Genomic DNA, 17889 nt, shown 5'->3' on the forward strand with positions numbered 1-17889 from the left:
GTAAAATCACTCCTTACTCTTTTTATCAATAAACTTAGATTCATCAACTTTCCAAGCTTCTTTTATTCTTTTAATATTAATCTCTTTTTGGTTCTCTTTTGTTTCATCTAGATGTATTATACTTTCAGTAAATACATCAACAGATAAATTTTTTATATCATAATCACCATCTAAATTTTTTATATTATCACTAATTTTTACACTATCTAGTAATTTTTTTGTAGAAGATTTAGGATTTAATACTCCCTTATAATAATAATAATCCCCTATTTTTACCCAACTATCTAAATTAATAATATTTAAATCAACTGTGCTTTTACCATTAACTTGTATAGGTAATCCATTTTTCCATACTGGAACTATTTTAACTCTTATATAAGCAGGTAAGCTTCCTGTATTTTCTACATAAACTTCTTTTTTTATAGTATCATTTTTATTATATTTACTAGGATCAAAATTTTCCTTAGTAGTAACTTCATATTTAGCAATTTTAAAATCATTTTTCACTTTATCAGAAGATGTAAAAAATGCATTACTTGCAAAGCTGATTAAACTAATTAAACTAACTAACGCTATTCCAATTGTTGCAATTATAATTTTCTTCTTTTTAATCATACTTTTCCTCCTTTTTAAGAAGTATCCATAAATCGTATAACTTTTATATATAAATAATTTTAAATACCATTACTACTACTTACTAAATTTCTTATCTTTTTTTAAAATAGAAATAATTCCTATTGAAGCAATTAATATACCTATAAAATAAAAATTTTCGTAACCAGTTTTAGGTAAAATACCATTCATTTTTTTATTATTTAGATTATAATTATTTTCTTTATTAATCATTTGCTCTGGAATTTTTATACCAGTAAATATCCATTCAACTTCAGCATATTTATTTTTGTACTCATTTCCGATTGTTTTTCCATCAAATACAGCCTCAGCTTCAAGCTTTTTTTCTTCTCCTGGCTTAACTTTACCAAGAAAAATCTCATTACTTAATCCATTTTTACTAGCTATTGGACCATTATATATAATATTGCCATCATATTTTACAACTAAATTTATCTTTTTTAATAAATCATACTGTTTACTTTTAGTAACTCTTTCAGCTCTTACATATATATCATAAGAATCTTTATGAGCATTTTTAAGAGTCATTGTTCTTTTTACACTATCCCCAGGAAGCATATTATATTTACATAAAAAAGGTTCATCACCATTAACAAATACTATTCCATTAGCATCTCCTACCAATTTAACATTAGGGGGAAGCACCTCTGCTGCCTCCCCCTTAATTCCAGTAAGTAATATAATTGATAGGGTTAATACAAAAGCTTTTAAAATATTTTTCATATATTATCACCCTACTTTTATATTTATTTAATTATTTAGATACTCCGCCTAAATCTTTAATAGCTTGAGGTGCTTCTTTCCATCCATCACTTACAGCTCCATTTGATGCTTGTATACCATCTGCTGTAACTATAACATTAAACTTTAAGTTTTTATAAACATTATCTGCTTTTTTATCTAATGTAACACTATTTAATAATGCATTTGTTGTAGCCCCTGGTTTAAGAATTCCATTATAATAATAAGTTCCTTCTTTTCCATCAATCCACTTTCCTTCTGAATCACCTAAGTTATCTCCAAAATTTAATTTAATTAAACTTAAATCTAATTTTTTAGCATCTTTTGGTGTATTATCTTTTGAACTATCATAATAAGTTATATCTTCCAACTTAATATTATTTCCATTAGTATCTTGTCCTATTTTAGTAGTAACCTTATATGAGTCAACTTTATCTCCTCTTGAATTTGTCCAAACTTTTTCTAATTTTACTTTTACAAGTTGATCATATTGTGCTTTACTATCAACCTTTACAAGTTTTTTTACTTCTGTTCCTGGAAGTACTTTTTGAGCAGTTGTTTTATCAAAATCTTCGTTTATATCTATTCCTGAATTTGCATTGCTTGGATTATCTGTTGATACTGTTGAAAATTTATTTGTTACACTGTCTTGTGATGTAAACCAAGCTAATGATCCTATTGATAATGATGCCACTACTGCGACTGCCGCTATTGCACTAATAATTTTTTTCTTTTTCATTTGTTAATCCTCCGTTTTACTTTATTTTATATTTTTAGAATATAATGTAAGGATTAGCTAAGAAAATAAGCTAATCATGTAGAATTAGCCGGTTGCACTACTAGCTCCATATGTTCCAAGTGCCCATATACAGAACATACTTCAAAGCTTCTATAAAATTTTAGTTTTAATTGCATTAGTCTTAATTAATATATTTTTATATAAAAAAAGACTAATCTATATTTAAAATAATATAAATTAGTCGGTTGCACTACTAGCTCCACATATTCCAAGTGCCCATATACAGAATATGTTTCAAAGCTCCTAAATTTCATTTTTATAATAAAATGTTATCATTTAGTTTTTTATTATACAATAGTTTTTATATTTATTTTACTTTATTAACACTTTGTTAAATTTATTAATAAAATATATTTTTATTATTTATTTCTAACTTTATCGATAACTGTACTAATACCAAATAAGGCCAAAATAAATATTATTACTATAACTAAATTTCTTTGAATAAATTGAGATATATTTCCTAAATAAGGTACATGGAACATTACCTTTCCTATAACTTGCATATTTTTAACTGGAATTGGATCAGCTGTATTATTTGCATCTCCTTTTGTTATAAATTCAGTTCCATTATTTATAACCTTTTGCACTCTATGAGTTGTTATTGTCTTTCCTGTTGAGCCTCTAAATGTTATTACATCTCCAACTTTTATTGATTGATCTGTACCATTTTTAACTACCACTAAACTTCCTGGATTTATATTTGGTTCCATACTACCAGTCATTATATAATATGTACTATAACCTAATATACTTGGATGTTTTCCTTCTTTTTCACCCATTATATTAAAGATTGATAAAACTATAACTGCAACTATAAATAAATAAAATATAATATTAAGTACAGTTTTTATTGAATTTTTCTTTTTTAATTGTTTTTTATCTTTCATTTTTCCCCCTAATGATTAAATTATAAAAATAATTTAGCATATTCAATTTAATATTTATATGTTTTTTAAGTTTACTATATTTTTGTTAATATTTATTGTATTTTTGGTTTATAATCTATAAATTATACAAAAAAGAAGTTACCAAATATTTGATAACTTCTTTCTACATTACCTCTTAAACCAATCCCCACTTTTAACTTTTAATAACTTATCTTCTTTATTTAAAATAGATTTTGTATTATATTTATAAAAATATGCTTTTTCTTTAGTACCATCCTCTAAATAAACTTCAACAACCTCTCTTAAATACTCTGAATTTTCATCTAAAACTTTAAAATTTTCTAATTCATCTAGTTCAAATAAAGTTTTATTAAAATTTTTAAATGTCATTAATTCACCAGCAATTTCTTCTTCCCCACAAATTACTGCTGGATATCCCTTATTTTCTATATGGAACAATTCTCCATAAATTGTCCCCTTTTTTAACCCTTTAACCTTACCCTTTAATAATTTCTCATAGTTGAACATCCCACTTCTAAGACTTCCATATACAAATACTTTATCCACTAACATATTTCTCCACCAATTACTTTTACATCTTCATCATAGATAGTACATGCTTCTAAAATTAATTCTATACCTTTTACTATTTCATTTAACGACATAAAAGGTACATTCTTTTTATCTAAGATTTGAGATGTTATATATGGTATGTGAACAAACCCTCCTTTAATATTTGGATACTTTTTATTTATCATGTATAAAACTCCATACATTACATGATTGCATACAAAAGTTCCAGCTGTATTTGAAAGAGTGCTTGGTATTCCATTCTCATTTAAATGTTTTACTATTGCTTTTAATGGTAAATTTGAAAAATATGCAGCATCTCCATCTGCTCTTATAACCTCATCTATTGGTTGATTTCCCTCATTGTCTTTTATTCTAAAATCATTTATATTAATTGCAACTCTTTCTGGAGTTATATCATATCTTCCCCCAGCTTGACCAATTGATATTACTACATCTGGTTTATGTTTTATTATAGATTCTTCTATAACTTTTAATGATTTTTCATATACAGTTGGTATTATAAGTTTTATTACTTCTGCACCATTTATATTATCTGAAACCATATTTACAGCTTCTTGTGCTGGATTTATTTTTTCACCACCAAAAGGATCAAATCCAGTTAATAATATCTTCATTTTAATTCCTCCTTTGTTACTATACCCTTAAATTTTTTAAAACGCTAAGAAATACATAGCAAATATATGAACAACTAATAATATTATAGCTGTTGGTGCCTGAGTCTTAATTACTTCATTTTGATCTCTACATTCTAGCAATGCAGATGGAACTATATTAAAATTTGCAGCCATAGGTGTTAAAAGTGTTCCACAATATCCAGCAGTAAGTGCTAATGCTCCAACTATTACTGGATTTGCTCCTTGTGCTAATACAAAAGGTACTCCTATTCCTGCTGTAATTACTGAAAATGCTGCAAATGCATTTCCCATAACCATTGTAAATAATGCCATTCCAAGTACGTATGCAGTAACTCCTAATAATCTATTTCCTTGCGGAACTACACCTGAAATATATTGTGATATAACCTCCCCAACACCAGCTTGTGTAAATAATGCTCCAAGTGCAACAAGTAATTGCGGTAACATACTTGTTGGTCCCATTTGGTGAAGAAGCCTTGCTCCATCATTAACAGCTTCTTTAGGTTTAGCTTTTGTTATTGCAAAAGCTGCTACCATTGCAGCTATTGCCCCAACACCAATTGCAAATTGTGATGAATTCTTATAATCGGATAATCCCATAGCTACTATAACTGCTGCAAAAGCCAATACTAATGAAGGAGTAAATATTTTGCTTTTAATTCTTTCTGATGCTTTTTGTCCTTCTTCTTCAGTAGCTGTATCGTATTTTGCAAAAACAACTTTTTTAGAAACTGTTAACAAACTTGATAAGACAAGTATTCCACCAGTTACGTTGTAAGGAAGCAACTTACCAAATATAAATGGTAGCGACATCATAATCCAAAATAATGCTGTATAATATCGTTTACTTGAATCTATTGTTTTAAACGATTTATATGCTATTACAATCATAAATAAACCCATTGTTATATAAAAAATCTCCAAAGCTATATCTATAAACTGTTGCATATTTCCCCTCCTCTTTTGTTGAATTATTTTTTAGAATATTTTTTTTGCATTTTTTTATCATATAAATAATTTTGTAATAATGATACTAAGAAAGCTATTAAAGCCATTATTATACTAGCTTTGGCTATACTTAATGCAGTAACATTATATCCAAACTCTGTTAATGTGCTTGATATCAATAAAACTCCTGAGCTTCCTGCAAAAAGATTTTGCCCAAAGAAATTACCATAATTCTCTGATGCTGCTGATAAACCTTTTATTTTTTCTTCATCAGCCTCATCTATATTATTAAACTTATTTTTAGCTGCTGCTTGTGCCATTGGATTAACTAATGGTCTAACAAATTGAGGATGTCCACTTATTCTTATTGAAAGTGCTCCAGTAATTTGCCTTATAGCTGTATAAGCAGTTAAAACTCCGCCTGTTGTAAGCTTGCCCAATTTTTTTACTAAATAAATGGCTCTTTGCCTTAAACCATATCTTTCTAATACTCCAATTACAGGCAACGTTAATATAAATAATGAAACAGCTCTATTTGATACAAACGATTGTCCTAAAACTGTTAGAATTTCATTCAAGTCCATTCCTGAAACAAAACCAGTTGCAAGTCCTGCCAATAAAACTGTAAATAAAGTTTCAATTTTAAATACAAACCCTAATATTACAATTAAAACTCCAATTAGCTTTATCATTTATTCCCTCACTCCACTCTTCCTAAGTTTTACAAAAAATTTAATTATTTTATATCTTGTTTAAAATTTTAAAACATTTTATTTAAAATTTCAATACATTTTTAACACTTAGTTCATATTTTGTAATATTTTATTACTATTTAAATTTAATTAAATTTATGTGTACTAATTAATTACAATTATTATATAATAATATATATTTTTATATATTTTAAAATAATTTAATATAAAAATAAAAAATCTATATCAAAAGGAATATATTCCTTTTGATATAGATTTTTTATTCTTCATTTAAATCTTTATTTTCGGTATTTCTATATTTTTTTAATCTTAAATTACTTAACTCTCTATCTTTATCAGTAAAAAGAGCCTTATATTTATTATTAAGAATAAGATTTTCTATAGTTAAATCTTCCATATTATTATTCATTAATAATTCCAATCCATATATATCATCATCTTCTTTTATTATATACTTAGCTGCATTTACTGCTCCTTTAGTATTTATCATTTTTAAAAGATTACTAAGCTTATAATTTAATCTTAAATCTACTTCTCTGTATATATTAATTAAATCAACATAAAATTCAAATCCGTTCATTATGTCCTCCAATTTTTATTTTATAATAATATTAAGTATACTATTTAAAATCTTTTCTTCAATATATTAATTATTACATTAATATTAATAATTAATATATAACAAAACATTAATAATTAAATATTAATATAATCATCTATTATATTAGAATTATTCTAAAAACTCTTATTCGTCATAAGAGCAAACTATCACATTAAATATTTAATTCTATATTTTTCTATTTTATTTCTTTTACAATTAATATACTTTATATTATTAACTTAATTCTATTTTATGCAAAAAAAATTTGTACTAAAATTATATTTAGTACAAATTTTTTTATTATTTTTCTAATTTTCCATTATAGTTTCCTGTTCCACCTGAAACGTTTATTATTTTATATCCTTTTCTATCTAAAAAATCACAAGTTCTACTGCTTCTTACTCCTGACTGACATATTATATAATACTCTTTATCTTTAGTTAAATATTTTTCAGGTTGGTTAACTATATTTTCCATAGGTATGTTTTTTGCATTAGGTAAATGTCCATTATTAAATTCATATGGTTCTCTAATATCTATTAAATTTATATTTACTAATTTATCTTTTAAATCATTCACTTTTACTGAATTATATTTTTTATCTAAAAATGAAAACATAATCTTCCTCCTCTCTTTTAATAATTTTATTTTTATATAATTATTATACACTTATATTATTAATCTATATATTATAATAATTTCCCATATTTTTTTATATAAATTTTCTTAATAACATTTACTAAAATCATATAAGATAATATTGTTAAAGTTAAATATATAAAATATACTCCCGGCATTGGTTTCATATCTAAAATTTCTCCAAATGAAGTATATGGAATAATTGTTCCAATTAATATTGCAAGTCCTGTAAATAAAAATACTGAACTTGAAGCTCTACTTTGAATAAATGGAATTTTTGGTGTTCTTATCATGTGTATTACTAAAGTTTGTGTCCATAGTGATTCTACAAACCAGCCCGCATTAAATACTGCTAAAAATACTACATTATTAACTCCTGAAGCTCCATAATGTCCACCTGCTACAATCGGGCATATTATAAAATATAAAATTGCATAAGTTGTTATATCAAATATTGAACTTGTTGGTCCAAACCATACCATGAAACTTCCAATTGATGAGGCATCCCATTTACGTGGTCTTTTCAAATATTCCATATCAACCCTATCCCATGGAACTGCTATGCATGAAATATCATATATAAGATTTAATACTAATATTTGAATTGGTAGCATTGGTAAAAATGGTAAAAACGCACTTGCAACTAATACACTAAACATATTTCCGAAATTAGAACTTGCTGTCATTTTTATATATTTTATTATATTAGCAAAAGTTTTACGTCCCTCAACAACACCTTTTCCAAGTACCATAAGGTTCTTTTCTAAAAGAATTATATCTGCTGATTCTTTTGCTATATCTACTGCTGTATCTACTGAAATACTAACATCTGCTTTTTTCATTGCAGGAGCATCATTTATACCGTCTCCCATAAATCCAACAACATGTCCATCATCTCTTAATACTGATACAATTCTTGCTTTTTGACTTGGTGATAATTTTGCAAAAACATTTGTATGTCTAACAATTTTTTTTAGCTCTTCATCTTTCATATCTTCAATTTCTGAACCTAATAATATATTTTTAACATTTATACCAACTTGACTACATACATATTTAGTTACTTTTTCATTATCTCCAGTTAATACTTTAACTTCTACTCCATAATCATGTAAAAATTCTATAGCATCCTTTGATGACTCCTTTGGTGGGTCTAGAAAACTTACATACCCCATAAGAACCATATCACTTTCATCTTTCACTGAAAAACTACCTTCTGGTGATGGATTATTTTTTTGTGATACTGCAACTACTCTCATACCATTTGTATTAAGTTTACTAACAGTTTCTAATATTTCTTTTCTTAAATCATCTGTTAACTCTACAATTTCATCCTTATATTCTGCATAAGAAGATATTTCTAGCATTTCTTCAACTGCACCTTTTGTTATTAATTGAGTTTTTCCATTTTGGTCCTGTAAAACAACAGACATTCTTCTACGTGAAAAATCAAAAGGAATTTCATCTACTTTTTTATATTTTTCACTTAAATTAGAAAATCCTTCTTTATCTCCATATTGAAGTATGGCAACATCAAGTAAATTTTTAAGTCCTGTTTGAAAGTAACTATTTAAATAACCATGCTTAAGTACTCTAATATCTTCATTTCCATGTATATCAAGATGATTTTCTAAAACTATTTTATCTTCTGTAAGTGTTCCTGTCTTATCAGTACAAAGTATATCCATAGCCCCAAAGTTTTGTATTGAATTTAAGTTTTTAACTATTGTTTTATACTTTGACATTTTTACAGCACCCTTTGCAAGGTTTGTTGTAACTATCATTGGAAGCATTTCTGGAGTCAATCCAACTGCTACTGATAACGCAAATAGAAATGCTTGTAACCAGTCACCTTTTGTAATTCCATTAATAACAAATACTACCGGAACCATAATCGCCATAAATCTTATTAATAAAAAGCTTACTGAATTTACTCCTTTATCAAAGCTTGTCATTTCTTTCTTTTCTGTTATAACATTTGCCATACTACCAATTACTGTATTATTACCTGTACTTAATACAATTCCTATAGCAGTACCACTTATAACATTAGTCCCCATAAACGCTAAATTTTCTAATTCAAAAGTACTTTTTATATCTTTCCCCTTAGTTTCTTCTGATAAATCTCCATACTTTTCTACAGCCTCTGATTCTCCAGTCATTGCTGATTCACTTATAAATAAATCTTTTGCAAAAATAATTCTTATATCTGCTGGAATCATATCTCCCGCATTTAGCTTTACTACATCTCCCTTAACTATTTCATCCATAGGAATTTCAATATCTTTACCGCCTCTAATAACAGTTGCTGTTGTTTCAATCATTTCTTTAAGTTTCTCACCAGCTTTATTAGATTTTCCTTCTTGGAAAATACGTAAAATACCACTAATTGTTACCATTACTAAAATTATAATAACAGTAGTTAAATCTTTATCTTTTGGAGCTGGAATAACGTAATCAGTAAAAAATGATACTATTGCTAATAATATTAATACTAATGAAAAAGGATTTATAAAGGCATCAAAAAGTCTTTTATACCATGTTATTCCTTCCCCATAACTAATCTTATTGTAACCATATTCTTCAATTCTTCTTTCAGCTTCTTCTTTTTCCAAACCTTCTATTTTTGTATTTAATTTTTTAAAAAATTCTTCTTTCTCTAATAATCCAAATTCAATTAATTTTTTATTTATTTCTTCTCTTCTTAAATTAACTTTATTATTTGAAAAATCTTTTCTTAAAATTTTCATGTTAAAACCCTCCTTACTTTTTAATAGTAATGAGAATTAGGCATAAAAAAACCTGTCAACTAAAGCTTTAGTAGACAGGCACTTAATTTTAAGTCTCTATATTTTCAGGCAAAACAAATAAACCAGATACTGGCTTCGTATTTTTAATATATTATTTATGTTTTGCTTAATTAAATATAGGCTTCTCAGGTGCCCATCAATTCCCAAAATACTACTTACAGTTTCCAATTTATTTTCACCTCACTTATTTATTAAAATTATTAGTAATTTAAAAAATAAAAAAATCCTTGTTAAAATCTTAAAAGCAGAACAAGGATAATAATCTTTAAATTACCTCGTTCAAGCTTCAACTCCGTAGGGCAATGAAATTGCATTAGAATACGCCTTGAAATTCGACGTATACTGCTAACCTTCAAATTAATGTCTCCATTAATCCGCGGCAGCAACCCGTATCCCTATGGTAGCCTCACCTACCGAGAACTTATTTAATTTATAAATTTACTATGTTTTATATCATTGTAGTAATGAAACTTAATTTAGTCAAGCATATATAATTACTTTAATACAATAGTAACTTATTGTTAACTTTTGTTAAATTTATATTTAATCTAATTTAAAATTAAAATTTTTTATTTTTATTTATAAATTAAAAATAATTTATATATATTTTTTTTATCAATATTTAATGATATGAAAACCTTTCTAATTGTAAAAAAGCTACTCATTTTGTATAATCTATTGTATACCATTTAACAATATTAAAATAGAAGGAGAAAAATATTGAATATTTTAGTAGTTGATGATGAAATTAGTATATTACAACTTATAAAAATGAACTTAGAATTACAAAATTATAATGTTATTACAGCAACATGTGGAAATGAAGCTTTAGACCTTACTATAAAACATAAACCTGACATAATAATTTTAGATGCTATGCTTCCTGATATAAGTGGTTTTGAACTTATTAATAAAATTAAATTAATTAAAGATGTACCTATAATTATGCTTACAGCTAAAGACGATATTAACGATAAAATTTTAGGGTTTAGACTTGGTGCAGAAGATTATATTACTAAACCATTTAACAGTACGGAATTGTTACTTAGGGTAAAAGTTATCTCCAAACGATTAGAAAAAACCTCTGAAGAAAAACCAACTTTACTTTCCTTTGGAAATCTTAAAATAAACCCTATTGAAAGAAAGGTTTCTATAGATTCTAATTATGTAGATTTAACATTTAAAGAATTTGAAGTTTTACTTTGTCTTGCTGAAAATAAAGGTAGAGTATTTAGTCGTGAAGATTTATTAAATAAAATATGGGGATATGATTTTGAAGGAACAACTAGAGCTGTAGACATTTTAATTCAAAGGCTTAGAAAAAAATTAGGCTCTTGTCAAAAATATATAAAAACTTTATATAAAGCAGGTTACAAATTTGATATTGAAGATGAATCTAACTCTTAAACAAAAAATAATTTTAACTAATATATCAATTTTAATACCTATTATAGCTTTTATATATATAATAACCTTCAATACCCTTTCAGAAAATTTATTAGATAACTCTCTTAAATACTTACTTAAAGAAAATACAACTATGGGGGCATACATAGAAAACTTATTAGAATCAAACAAAAATCCAAATAAAGAAGAGGTTTTTAAATCACTTTCTCCATTTATTGCTACAAATTTAAGTAACAGGTTTGACACAAGAGTTCAGATAATAAGTAATTCAGGACAAATATTTTATGATTCTGATAAAAAACAATTAAGCCTTTATAATTTAGATATAGATAAAGCATTAGAAGGTTCAGAAGCTTACATAATAAAAAAAATTGATGGTGTTCCCTACATATTTTTGTCTACACCAATTTTTTATAATAATATTAACTGTGGTGTATTAAGACTTATACTTAAAAATGATTCTTACGGAAGCATATTGAATAATACCTTATTAATAATGATTTTAGTTAGTATCATTTCATTAGGTATAGGTATAATTTTAATATATAACTTTTCAAAAGAATTAGTAACACCATTACTTATGTTAAAGGATAAAACACATGAAATTGCTAATGGTAATTTTGGTGAAACAATAGAAATCAAAAGTGGAGATGAAGTAGAAGATTTAGCAAATACCTTTAATATAATGAGTAAAAATATAGATGTTTATATTAAAGAACTTAAGTCTGCAAAAATTAAACAAAAAAAATTCTTTGACAATATATCTCATGAATTCAAAACCCCTTTAACTGCAATAATTGGTTTTTCAGAAATAATACCAAAGTTATCAGATAAAGAAAAAGTTATACATAGCTCTTCCCTTATTGAAAAAGAAGGAAGAAGATTATTATCTTTAGTTGAAGAAATATTAACCATATCAAAAGGAAATAAAGAAAATTTTTCAATTGAATCAACTTATATAGATATAAAATCTTTAATTGATGAATGCTTGTCTATTTTAAGTGTAAATCTTCAAAAATATCATATTCAAGTAATAAAAAATTACGATAACCTTTTTATATACGGCGATTATGATAAAACAAAACAAGTATTTATAAACATATTAATTAATTCAATAAAATATAGCGGATGTGAGTATATAAAAATCTCATCAAAAAACCTTAATGATAGAATAGAAATTTATATATCAGATGACGGAATAGGATTTGATATAAATAATATGTCAAATATAAACAATATAAAAGGAAACGGTTTTGGCCTTAATATATGCAAAGAAATTTTATCTACTCAAAATGGAAGTTTTAAAATTGAAAGTATTTTAGATGAAGGTACAACTGCAACATTAACATTTTTTAAACAAAGGAAATAGTCCTTTATAAATAACGAAAGGATTTTTTATGAATAAGAATTTTAAAAATATTATTGTATTATATATAGCTTTTATAATTTTAATTTTATCTTTTTTACTTTATTCAACAAAAGCAATTTATAATAACTTAACTATTATAGATAGTTCTAGTTTTAATAAAAAAAGTTTTTCAACTAAATTTCCAACAAAAATAATAATACATAATGACTACTTAGGCACTACTACTTCAACTGATAATTTACTTATGAATGATACAGTTCAATATTTCAATGACATAAAATCTTCAAAAATGTCTAAGGAGAATAAAATTAAAAATACTAACACCATAACAATATCAGGTGAAATATTTTACTCAAACGGCACTTCCGAAAAGTATAAAGTAAATAATCACCTAACCATTGACAATAAGAAATTTTATGATGATTCATATTTGATTAATACTCTTAGAAACAGCTTATTTAATAACTTATATACTTATCCAAACATATTAAATATATTAAAATCTAATAAAACAAAAATTATTTATGAAAAAGAAAACTTATCTTACACGCTTAATAATGAGAAAAAAAAGAAGCTAATAGAATGTTTAAATAAATTTAGTACTATGAAAGATAATAAAGATTTTTTAAATACTAATCTTAATGAGGATTCAAAAGGTGTTTTAAAAATTTTTATAAATGGTTTAAACACTATTAATGCAAATAATACAATATACATTGCTATATATAAAAATTATTTAGCAATTCAATATTTAGGCGATGAAAATGGTAAAAATATTTATATTAAAGGTGAACTAAATGAAAAAGATTTTAAATAAAAAAGTCATAATTATCTTTTTTATATTAATATCAATTATTTTTATTATCTTTGCCTTTAAAAATAAAGATAATAAAAAGGATAAATTGAATCTAAAAGGAAAACATTTAACAGTTTATGTAGCAATGAGAGAAGAAGAAGCTATATCACTTTTAGAAAAATTTAAAAAAGAAACTGGCTGTACATATGAATTTATAAAACTCCCTACCGAAGAAGCTGTTAATAAAATATTAGCTGAAAAAGGAAAATCAAGTGGTGATATATTTATAGGAGGAAGTTGTGATGCCTATGAAGTTTTAAAGTCACATGGAGCTTTAGCAAAATATAAATCACCAAACTCTAATGATATACAAGCAAAATACAAAGATCCAGATAGCTACTGGACTGGATTTCAAGTAGATGTATTAGCAATAGGAATAAATAAAAAAATATGGGATAAGGATTTTAAAAGTAAAGGAATTTCACTTCCTAAAACCTTTGATGATTTACTACAAAAAGAATATAAAGGAAAAATAATAATGCCTAACCCTGAAACCTCAGGTACTGGTTATACATTTTTAGCTTCTTTATATCAAGAGTTAGGTAAAGATAAATATAAAGAATATTTATCCAAATTCACAGAAAATGTACCTGCCTATACTGTAAGTGGTTTTAATTCAATTCAAAGAGTCTCATCTGGTGAATATGCAGTTACAGTAAACTTTTTAGGAGATCAACTTCTTCAAAGTAAATTTAACAAAGATATAATAAGCATAGTTCCTAAAAACACTGGTTGGAATGTAGATTCTATAGCAGAACTTAAAAACTGTGTAAATAAGGAAGCAGCAGAAATCTTTATAGATTTTATATTATCTCAAGAAGTTGCTAATAATTTATCTAACTATTCAAAGGCTACCTCAACAAAACAAGCCAATAATAACATATATAATACTATATTTTTAGATTACGATTTCAACAAAGCAGCTATGAATCGTGACGAAATTATGAATATATTTAACAAAAATGTATATAAATAATAAAAGCTACAACAAAATCTCCTAATTGTTACATTTGCGAAACAATTAGGAGATTTTGTTGTTAATTTTTTATTTTATTATATTAATGTGATTTAAATACAGAAAACGTAATCAATTTATTATGTTTTTAGGGAGGATTTATAAATGTTTAATTTTTTTAAACCTGCACCTGCAATGCCAAGGTTAGCAAAAGATAAAATCCCTTCAGCCTACAAAATGTATCGTTTAAGAGTTTTTCTTATGATATTTGTTGGTTATGCTGGATATTATCTAGTTAGAAAAAACTTTGCAGTTGCATCACCATTTTTAATTAGTAATTATCACTTTACAAAAACTGATATAGGTTTAATTAGTACTGGACTTGCTGTAGCTTACGGCTTAGGTAAGTTTGTTTTAGGAAGTTTAGCAGATAGATCAAACGTTAAATATTTCTTAGGTTTTGGTCTTTTAGCATCTGCAGTAGTAAGTATCCTTATGGGATTCACAAGTACTGTTTGGATATTTTTAATACTTATGATTATAAACGGTTTATTCCAAGCTATGGGAGCACCTCCATGTTCAATCGTTATAGGTAAATGGTTCTCACAAAATGAAAGAGGACTTAAAATGGGAATATGGAATACTTCACATAACATTGGTGGTGGACTTATAGCTCCTTTAGCTACATTAGCTTTAGTATTATTTGGAGCTAGTAATTTCCAAAGCATATTCTTCTTACCAGCAGTAATATGTATAGTAGTTGCAATATTCGTATTTATAGTTGGAGCTGATACTCCAGAATCAGTTGGATTACCTCCAATTGATGAATATAGAAATGACTATTCAGAAATCAAAACTGAAGAAGACCCAGTAAAATTATCAACTAAAGAAATAATTTTCAAATATGTTTTAACTAATAAATATGTTTGGTATTTATGTTTAGCAAATATCTTTGTTTACTTAATCAGACAAGGTGTTGTTAACTGGATTCCAATATACTTACACGAAGCTAAAAACTTTACAAATGCCGATGCAAACTGGGCTATGTTCTTATTTGAATACGCAGCAATACCTGCATCAATATTACTTGGATGGTTATCAGACGTATTATTTAAAGGAAAACGTGCTCCTTTAAGTATAATATGTATGGTAGGAGTTATCTTCGCTGTTGTAGCTTACTGGACAACTTCTAACTACATGGTAACTATGATATCAGTAGCTGTAATAGGATGCTTTATATATGGTCCACAATTATTAATAGGTATGAACCTAATTGATATTGTTCCAAACTTCGCTGTTGGTGCAGCAGTTGGATTATCAGGACTTTGTGCATATATCCTAGGTGAGCTTATGGCTGACTTAGTTATAGGATTTATAGCTGATAACTTTGGATGGAATGGAGCATTTATTTTTATAATATGCGGAGCAGTAATTGCTTTAATCCTTCTATCATTAACTTTAAACACAAAAAAAGCTAACAACCATAATAATTAATATAAATAAACAAACCTTTCTTATTGAAAAGACCAGATGAATATTCATCTGGTCTTTTCTTTTTAATGAGTTCCATGGACAACATCAAAACCTTCTTTTTTTAAAATCTCCTCATGCTTTTTATACGTCTTACACTCTCTTTTTATACAATCTGATATATGTACTACTTTAACATTATTTTTCTTTAACTGACTTAACTTATGACTCCAATTCTCACCTTCTATTAATGTATCTTTACATCCTATACAATAGAAGAAACTTGCAAGCTCCTGTTTATTATTTTTATATATAGAAAAATATTTATCAGAATTATTATATGCCTTAAAGCATCCTGATCCTGCACACTTTCCTATAAGTTTTCTACATGCCATTATAGCTATACTCATCTTTATCATCCTTTAATCATTAAATTATAAACAAATGTTATTTTTCTTAATTAAATATAATTATATCTTTTTACTTATATTTAACCTACAATAAAATTACTACAAAATTTATATTAACATCTTTATTTATATAAAGTCTATCTGAATAAAATTAAAATAACTTAAATACCAAACTAATTTTTATATTTAAATACATTTATATAGTTATTTTAATTTTATATCTAATATACTGTTTAAACTTATTTATATTAACTTTTTAATGTGATTTAATTATATAGTATTCACAAATAAAAAAACTTCCTAACAATAATCAGTTAAGAAGTTATAAAAGTAACTATTTTAATTATTAATTTATTAAATTAATCTTAATCTTCTTTTCCAAATTTACCATGCATAAGTAATCCTACTATATCTGATAAACGACCTATTAAATTACCAATAATTATTGATATTAATACTATCTTCCAGTTACCATTAGTTCCAAATGTTGAACATGCTCCTAAAAATGCTCCCGGAATAAATGTTAAAGGCTTAGCCTTAGATTGAAAACACATAACAAAAGAAAAAAATCCTGTAAGTATATAAGCTATATATGGAGAGCCAAAATAATTAGTTCCTCCAATTATGCACATAGCCCAAATTATTCCTGTAATATTTGCAACAATTGATTTTTTAAGACCAACAGCCTTTCCTCCTGATGCAAAATAACTAGTAAATCCTATAAACCCAACCCATGTCAATAATCCAAGAGCATCGCTTATAAATGCCCATAATGCAGAAAAAATCCCAACACTTATAGCCGATACCGTTATTAAATCCATACTGTTTCCTCCTGAGTAAAAACAAAAATATATTCATGATTTCAATAGAATTATACCATATTTTTAATATATTATTTAAGTTTATGCTTATATTTTTAGTTTATCCTAAATAAAATATTTATACTAAAAAAGGATGCTTAAAAGCATCCTTAACCAAAATAATATTTATTTAATAGCAATTACCTCTATCTCTACAGGTGCATCCATAGGTAATTTTGCTACTTGTACACAACTTCTTGCTGGTGGATTTTCATTAAAGTATGTTCCATATACTTCATTAACTGCAGCAAAATCATTTAAATCTTTTACAAAAACAGTTGTCTTTATTACTTTATCAAATCCTGTTCCTGCCTTTTCTAAAATTGCTTTACAATTTTCTAAACTTTGTTTAGTTGCAGCTTTTATTTCTGTTTCTAAAACTTTTGTTTCAGGGTTTAATGGTAATTGTCCTGATGTATAAACTAAATTTTGAATTTCAATACCTTGTGAATATGGTCCTATAGCAGCTGGTGCCTTTTCTGTGTTAATTACTTTTTTCATAACATTTACCTCTTTTCATATTAATTTATCTTTTAAGTATTATTATTTATTTTTTAAT

Annotated in this window: 19 protein-coding genes and 3 riboswitches; of the genes, 5 read left to right on the top strand and 14 right to left on the bottom strand. The window is 25.8% G+C overall.

Going from position 1 to position 17889, the window contains the following annotated elements:
• Nucleotides 1-6: 6 nt before the first annotated feature.
• From AC4FQ1_RS05340 to mgtA, 11 genes are all read right to left on the bottom strand, one after another.
• Complete coding sequence (locus tag AC4FQ1_RS05340; protein WP_491169147.1) at nucleotides 7-615, bottom strand: hypothetical protein; 609 nt, start codon at nucleotides 613-615, stop codon at nucleotides 7-9.
• Between the two features lie 75 nt (nucleotides 616-690).
• A complete protein-coding gene (locus AC4FQ1_RS05345; RefSeq protein ID WP_491169148.1) occupies nucleotides 691-1356 on the bottom strand; it encodes an LPXTG cell wall anchor domain-containing protein in 666 nt (221 codons plus the stop codon).
• 31 nt (nucleotides 1357-1387) lie between these two features.
• Nucleotides 1388-2113 carry a BsaA family SipW-dependent biofilm matrix protein gene (locus tag AC4FQ1_RS05350; RefSeq protein ID WP_491169149.1) on the bottom strand — a complete coding sequence of 242 codons (726 nt, stop codon included), beginning with the start codon at nucleotides 2111-2113 and terminating at the stop codon, nucleotides 1388-1390.
• Nucleotides 2114-2193: 80 nt separating this feature from the next.
• A riboswitch (cyclic di-GMP riboswitch) is annotated at nucleotides 2194-2274 on the bottom strand.
• Nucleotides 2275-2343: 69 nt separating this feature from the next.
• Nucleotides 2344-2427, bottom strand: a riboswitch (cyclic di-GMP riboswitch).
• Between the two features lie 105 nt (nucleotides 2428-2532).
• The gene (locus AC4FQ1_RS05355; RefSeq protein WP_491169150.1) at nucleotides 2533-3063 is read right to left on the bottom strand and encodes a signal peptidase I; all 531 of its coding nucleotides are present in this window, start codon (nucleotides 3061-3063) and stop codon (nucleotides 2533-2535) included.
• A 168-nt stretch (nucleotides 3064-3231) separates the two neighbouring features.
• Nucleotides 3232-3636 (bottom strand): gamma-glutamylcyclotransferase family protein, encoded by a 405-nt coding sequence (locus tag AC4FQ1_RS05360; protein WP_491169151.1) that lies wholly within the window; start codon nucleotides 3634-3636, stop codon nucleotides 3232-3234.
• Nucleotides 3630-4271, bottom strand: coding sequence for a pyroglutamyl-peptidase I (gene pcp / locus AC4FQ1_RS05365; RefSeq protein WP_491169152.1), 642 nt, complete (start codon nucleotides 4269-4271; stop codon nucleotides 3630-3632). The genes AC4FQ1_RS05360 and pcp overlap by 7 nt, the downstream gene beginning before the upstream one ends.
• Before the next feature lie 36 nt (nucleotides 4272-4307).
• The gene (locus AC4FQ1_RS05370; RefSeq protein ID WP_491169153.1) at nucleotides 4308-5240 is read right to left on the bottom strand and encodes a DUF979 domain-containing protein; all 933 of its coding nucleotides are present in this window, start codon (nucleotides 5238-5240) and stop codon (nucleotides 4308-4310) included.
• Nucleotides 5241-5263: 23 nt separating this feature from the next.
• The gene (locus AC4FQ1_RS05375; RefSeq protein WP_491169207.1) at nucleotides 5264-5929 is read right to left on the bottom strand and encodes a DUF969 domain-containing protein; all 666 of its coding nucleotides are present in this window, start codon (nucleotides 5927-5929) and stop codon (nucleotides 5264-5266) included.
• Between the two features lie 283 nt (nucleotides 5930-6212).
• A complete protein-coding gene (locus AC4FQ1_RS05380; RefSeq protein ID WP_303127852.1) occupies nucleotides 6213-6533 on the bottom strand; it encodes a hypothetical protein in 321 nt (106 codons plus the stop codon).
• Between the two features lie 321 nt (nucleotides 6534-6854).
• Nucleotides 6855-7172: a rhodanese-like domain-containing protein gene (locus tag AC4FQ1_RS05385; protein WP_491148583.1), complete on the bottom strand. Its 318-nt coding sequence runs from the start codon at nucleotides 7170-7172 to the stop codon at nucleotides 6855-6857.
• Nucleotides 7173-7243: 71 nt separating this feature from the next.
• Nucleotides 7244-9943, bottom strand: coding sequence for a magnesium-translocating P-type ATPase (gene mgtA / locus AC4FQ1_RS05390; protein ID WP_491169154.1), 2700 nt, complete (start codon nucleotides 9941-9943; stop codon nucleotides 7244-7246).
• A gap of 325 nt (nucleotides 9944-10268) precedes the next feature.
• A riboswitch (M-box (ykoK) riboswitch) is annotated at nucleotides 10269-10428 on the bottom strand.
• 295 nt (nucleotides 10429-10723) lie between these two features.
• Here mgtA and AC4FQ1_RS05395 point away from each other — a divergent pair.
• The 5 genes from AC4FQ1_RS05395 to AC4FQ1_RS05415 all read left to right on the top strand — a co-directional run bounded on the left by AC4FQ1_RS05395 (nucleotide 10724) and on the right by AC4FQ1_RS05415 (nucleotide 16084).
• Nucleotides 10724-11410 carry a response regulator transcription factor gene (locus AC4FQ1_RS05395; protein ID WP_303127864.1) on the top strand — a complete coding sequence of 229 codons (687 nt, stop codon included), beginning with the start codon at nucleotides 10724-10726 and terminating at the stop codon, nucleotides 11408-11410.
• Complete coding sequence (locus AC4FQ1_RS05400; RefSeq protein ID WP_303127866.1) at nucleotides 11382-12779, top strand: HAMP domain-containing sensor histidine kinase; 1398 nt, start codon at nucleotides 11382-11384, stop codon at nucleotides 12777-12779. Before AC4FQ1_RS05395 ends, AC4FQ1_RS05400 begins: the two co-directional genes overlap by 29 nt.
• Before the next feature lie 28 nt (nucleotides 12780-12807).
• A complete protein-coding gene (locus AC4FQ1_RS05405; protein WP_303127869.1) occupies nucleotides 12808-13596 on the top strand; it encodes a DUF3919 family protein in 789 nt (262 codons plus the stop codon).
• Nucleotides 13577-14611: an ABC transporter substrate-binding protein gene (locus AC4FQ1_RS05410; RefSeq protein WP_491169155.1), complete on the top strand. Its 1035-nt coding sequence runs from the start codon at nucleotides 13577-13579 to the stop codon at nucleotides 14609-14611. The genes AC4FQ1_RS05405 and AC4FQ1_RS05410 overlap by 20 nt, the downstream gene beginning before the upstream one ends.
• Before the next feature lie 144 nt (nucleotides 14612-14755).
• Nucleotides 14756-16084, top strand: coding sequence for an MFS transporter (locus AC4FQ1_RS05415; protein ID WP_303127875.1), 1329 nt, complete (start codon nucleotides 14756-14758; stop codon nucleotides 16082-16084).
• 62 nt (nucleotides 16085-16146) lie between these two features.
• Here AC4FQ1_RS05415 and AC4FQ1_RS05420 read toward each other — a convergent pair whose 3' ends face one another.
• The 3 genes from AC4FQ1_RS05420 to AC4FQ1_RS05430 form a co-directional block, all read right to left on the bottom strand.
• Nucleotides 16147-16470: a CGGC domain-containing protein gene (locus AC4FQ1_RS05420; protein ID WP_303127877.1), complete on the bottom strand. Its 324-nt coding sequence runs from the start codon at nucleotides 16468-16470 to the stop codon at nucleotides 16147-16149.
• 365 nt (nucleotides 16471-16835) lie between these two features.
• Entirely contained in the window at nucleotides 16836-17291 is a 456-nt protein-coding gene (locus tag AC4FQ1_RS05425; protein WP_491169156.1) for a DUF1097 domain-containing protein, read from the bottom strand.
• 165 nt (nucleotides 17292-17456) lie between these two features.
• The gene (locus AC4FQ1_RS05430) at nucleotides 17457-17831 is read right to left on the bottom strand and encodes a RidA family protein (protein WP_303127882.1); all 375 of its coding nucleotides are present in this window, start codon (nucleotides 17829-17831) and stop codon (nucleotides 17457-17459) included.
• Nucleotides 17832-17889 lie beyond the last annotated feature (58 nt).

The organism is Clostridium sp. TJA020, assembly GCF_058310295.1.

Coding starts and splice junctions, on each gene's coding strand:
- AC4FQ1_RS05340 (WP_491169147.1), bottom strand. CDS start 615: ATGATTAAAAAGAAGAAAATTATAATTGCAACAATTGGAATAGCGTTA.
- AC4FQ1_RS05350 (WP_491169149.1), bottom strand. CDS start 2,113: ATGAAAAAGAAAAAAATTATTAGTGCAATAGCGGCAGTCGCAGTAGTG.
- AC4FQ1_RS05425 (WP_491169156.1), bottom strand. CDS start 17,291: ATGGATTTAATAACGGTATCGGCTATAAGTGTTGGGATTTTTTCTGCA.
- AC4FQ1_RS05345 (WP_491169148.1), bottom strand. CDS start 1,356: ATGAAAAATATTTTAAAAGCTTTTGTATTAACCCTATCAATTATATTA.
- AC4FQ1_RS05405 (WP_303127869.1), top strand. CDS start 12,808: ATGAATAAGAATTTTAAAAATATTATTGTATTATATATAGCTTTTATA.
- pcp (WP_491169152.1), bottom strand. CDS start 4,271: ATGAAGATATTATTAACTGGATTTGATCCTTTTGGTGGTGAAAAAATA.
- AC4FQ1_RS05430 (WP_303127882.1), bottom strand. CDS start 17,831: ATGAAAAAAGTAATTAACACAGAAAAGGCACCAGCTGCTATAGGACCA.
- AC4FQ1_RS05420 (WP_303127877.1), bottom strand. CDS start 16,470: ATGAGTATAGCTATAATGGCATGTAGAAAACTTATAGGAAAGTGTGCA.
- AC4FQ1_RS05360 (WP_491169151.1), bottom strand. CDS start 3,636: ATGTTAGTGGATAAAGTATTTGTATATGGAAGTCTTAGAAGTGGGATG.
- AC4FQ1_RS05415 (WP_303127875.1), top strand. CDS start 14,756: ATGTTTAATTTTTTTAAACCTGCACCTGCAATGCCAAGGTTAGCAAAA.
- AC4FQ1_RS05385 (WP_491148583.1), bottom strand. CDS start 7,172: ATGTTTTCATTTTTAGATAAAAAATATAATTCAGTAAAAGTGAATGAT.
- mgtA (WP_491169154.1), bottom strand. CDS start 9,943: ATGAAAATTTTAAGAAAAGATTTTTCAAATAATAAAGTTAATTTAAGA.
- AC4FQ1_RS05380 (WP_303127852.1), bottom strand. CDS start 6,533: ATGAACGGATTTGAATTTTATGTTGATTTAATTAATATATACAGAGAA.
- AC4FQ1_RS05370 (WP_491169153.1), bottom strand. CDS start 5,240: ATGCAACAGTTTATAGATATAGCTTTGGAGATTTTTTATATAACAATG.
- AC4FQ1_RS05355 (WP_491169150.1), bottom strand. CDS start 3,063: ATGAAAGATAAAAAACAATTAAAAAAGAAAAATTCAATAAAAACTGTA.
- AC4FQ1_RS05410 (WP_491169155.1), top strand. CDS start 13,577: ATGAAAAAGATTTTAAATAAAAAAGTCATAATTATCTTTTTTATATTA.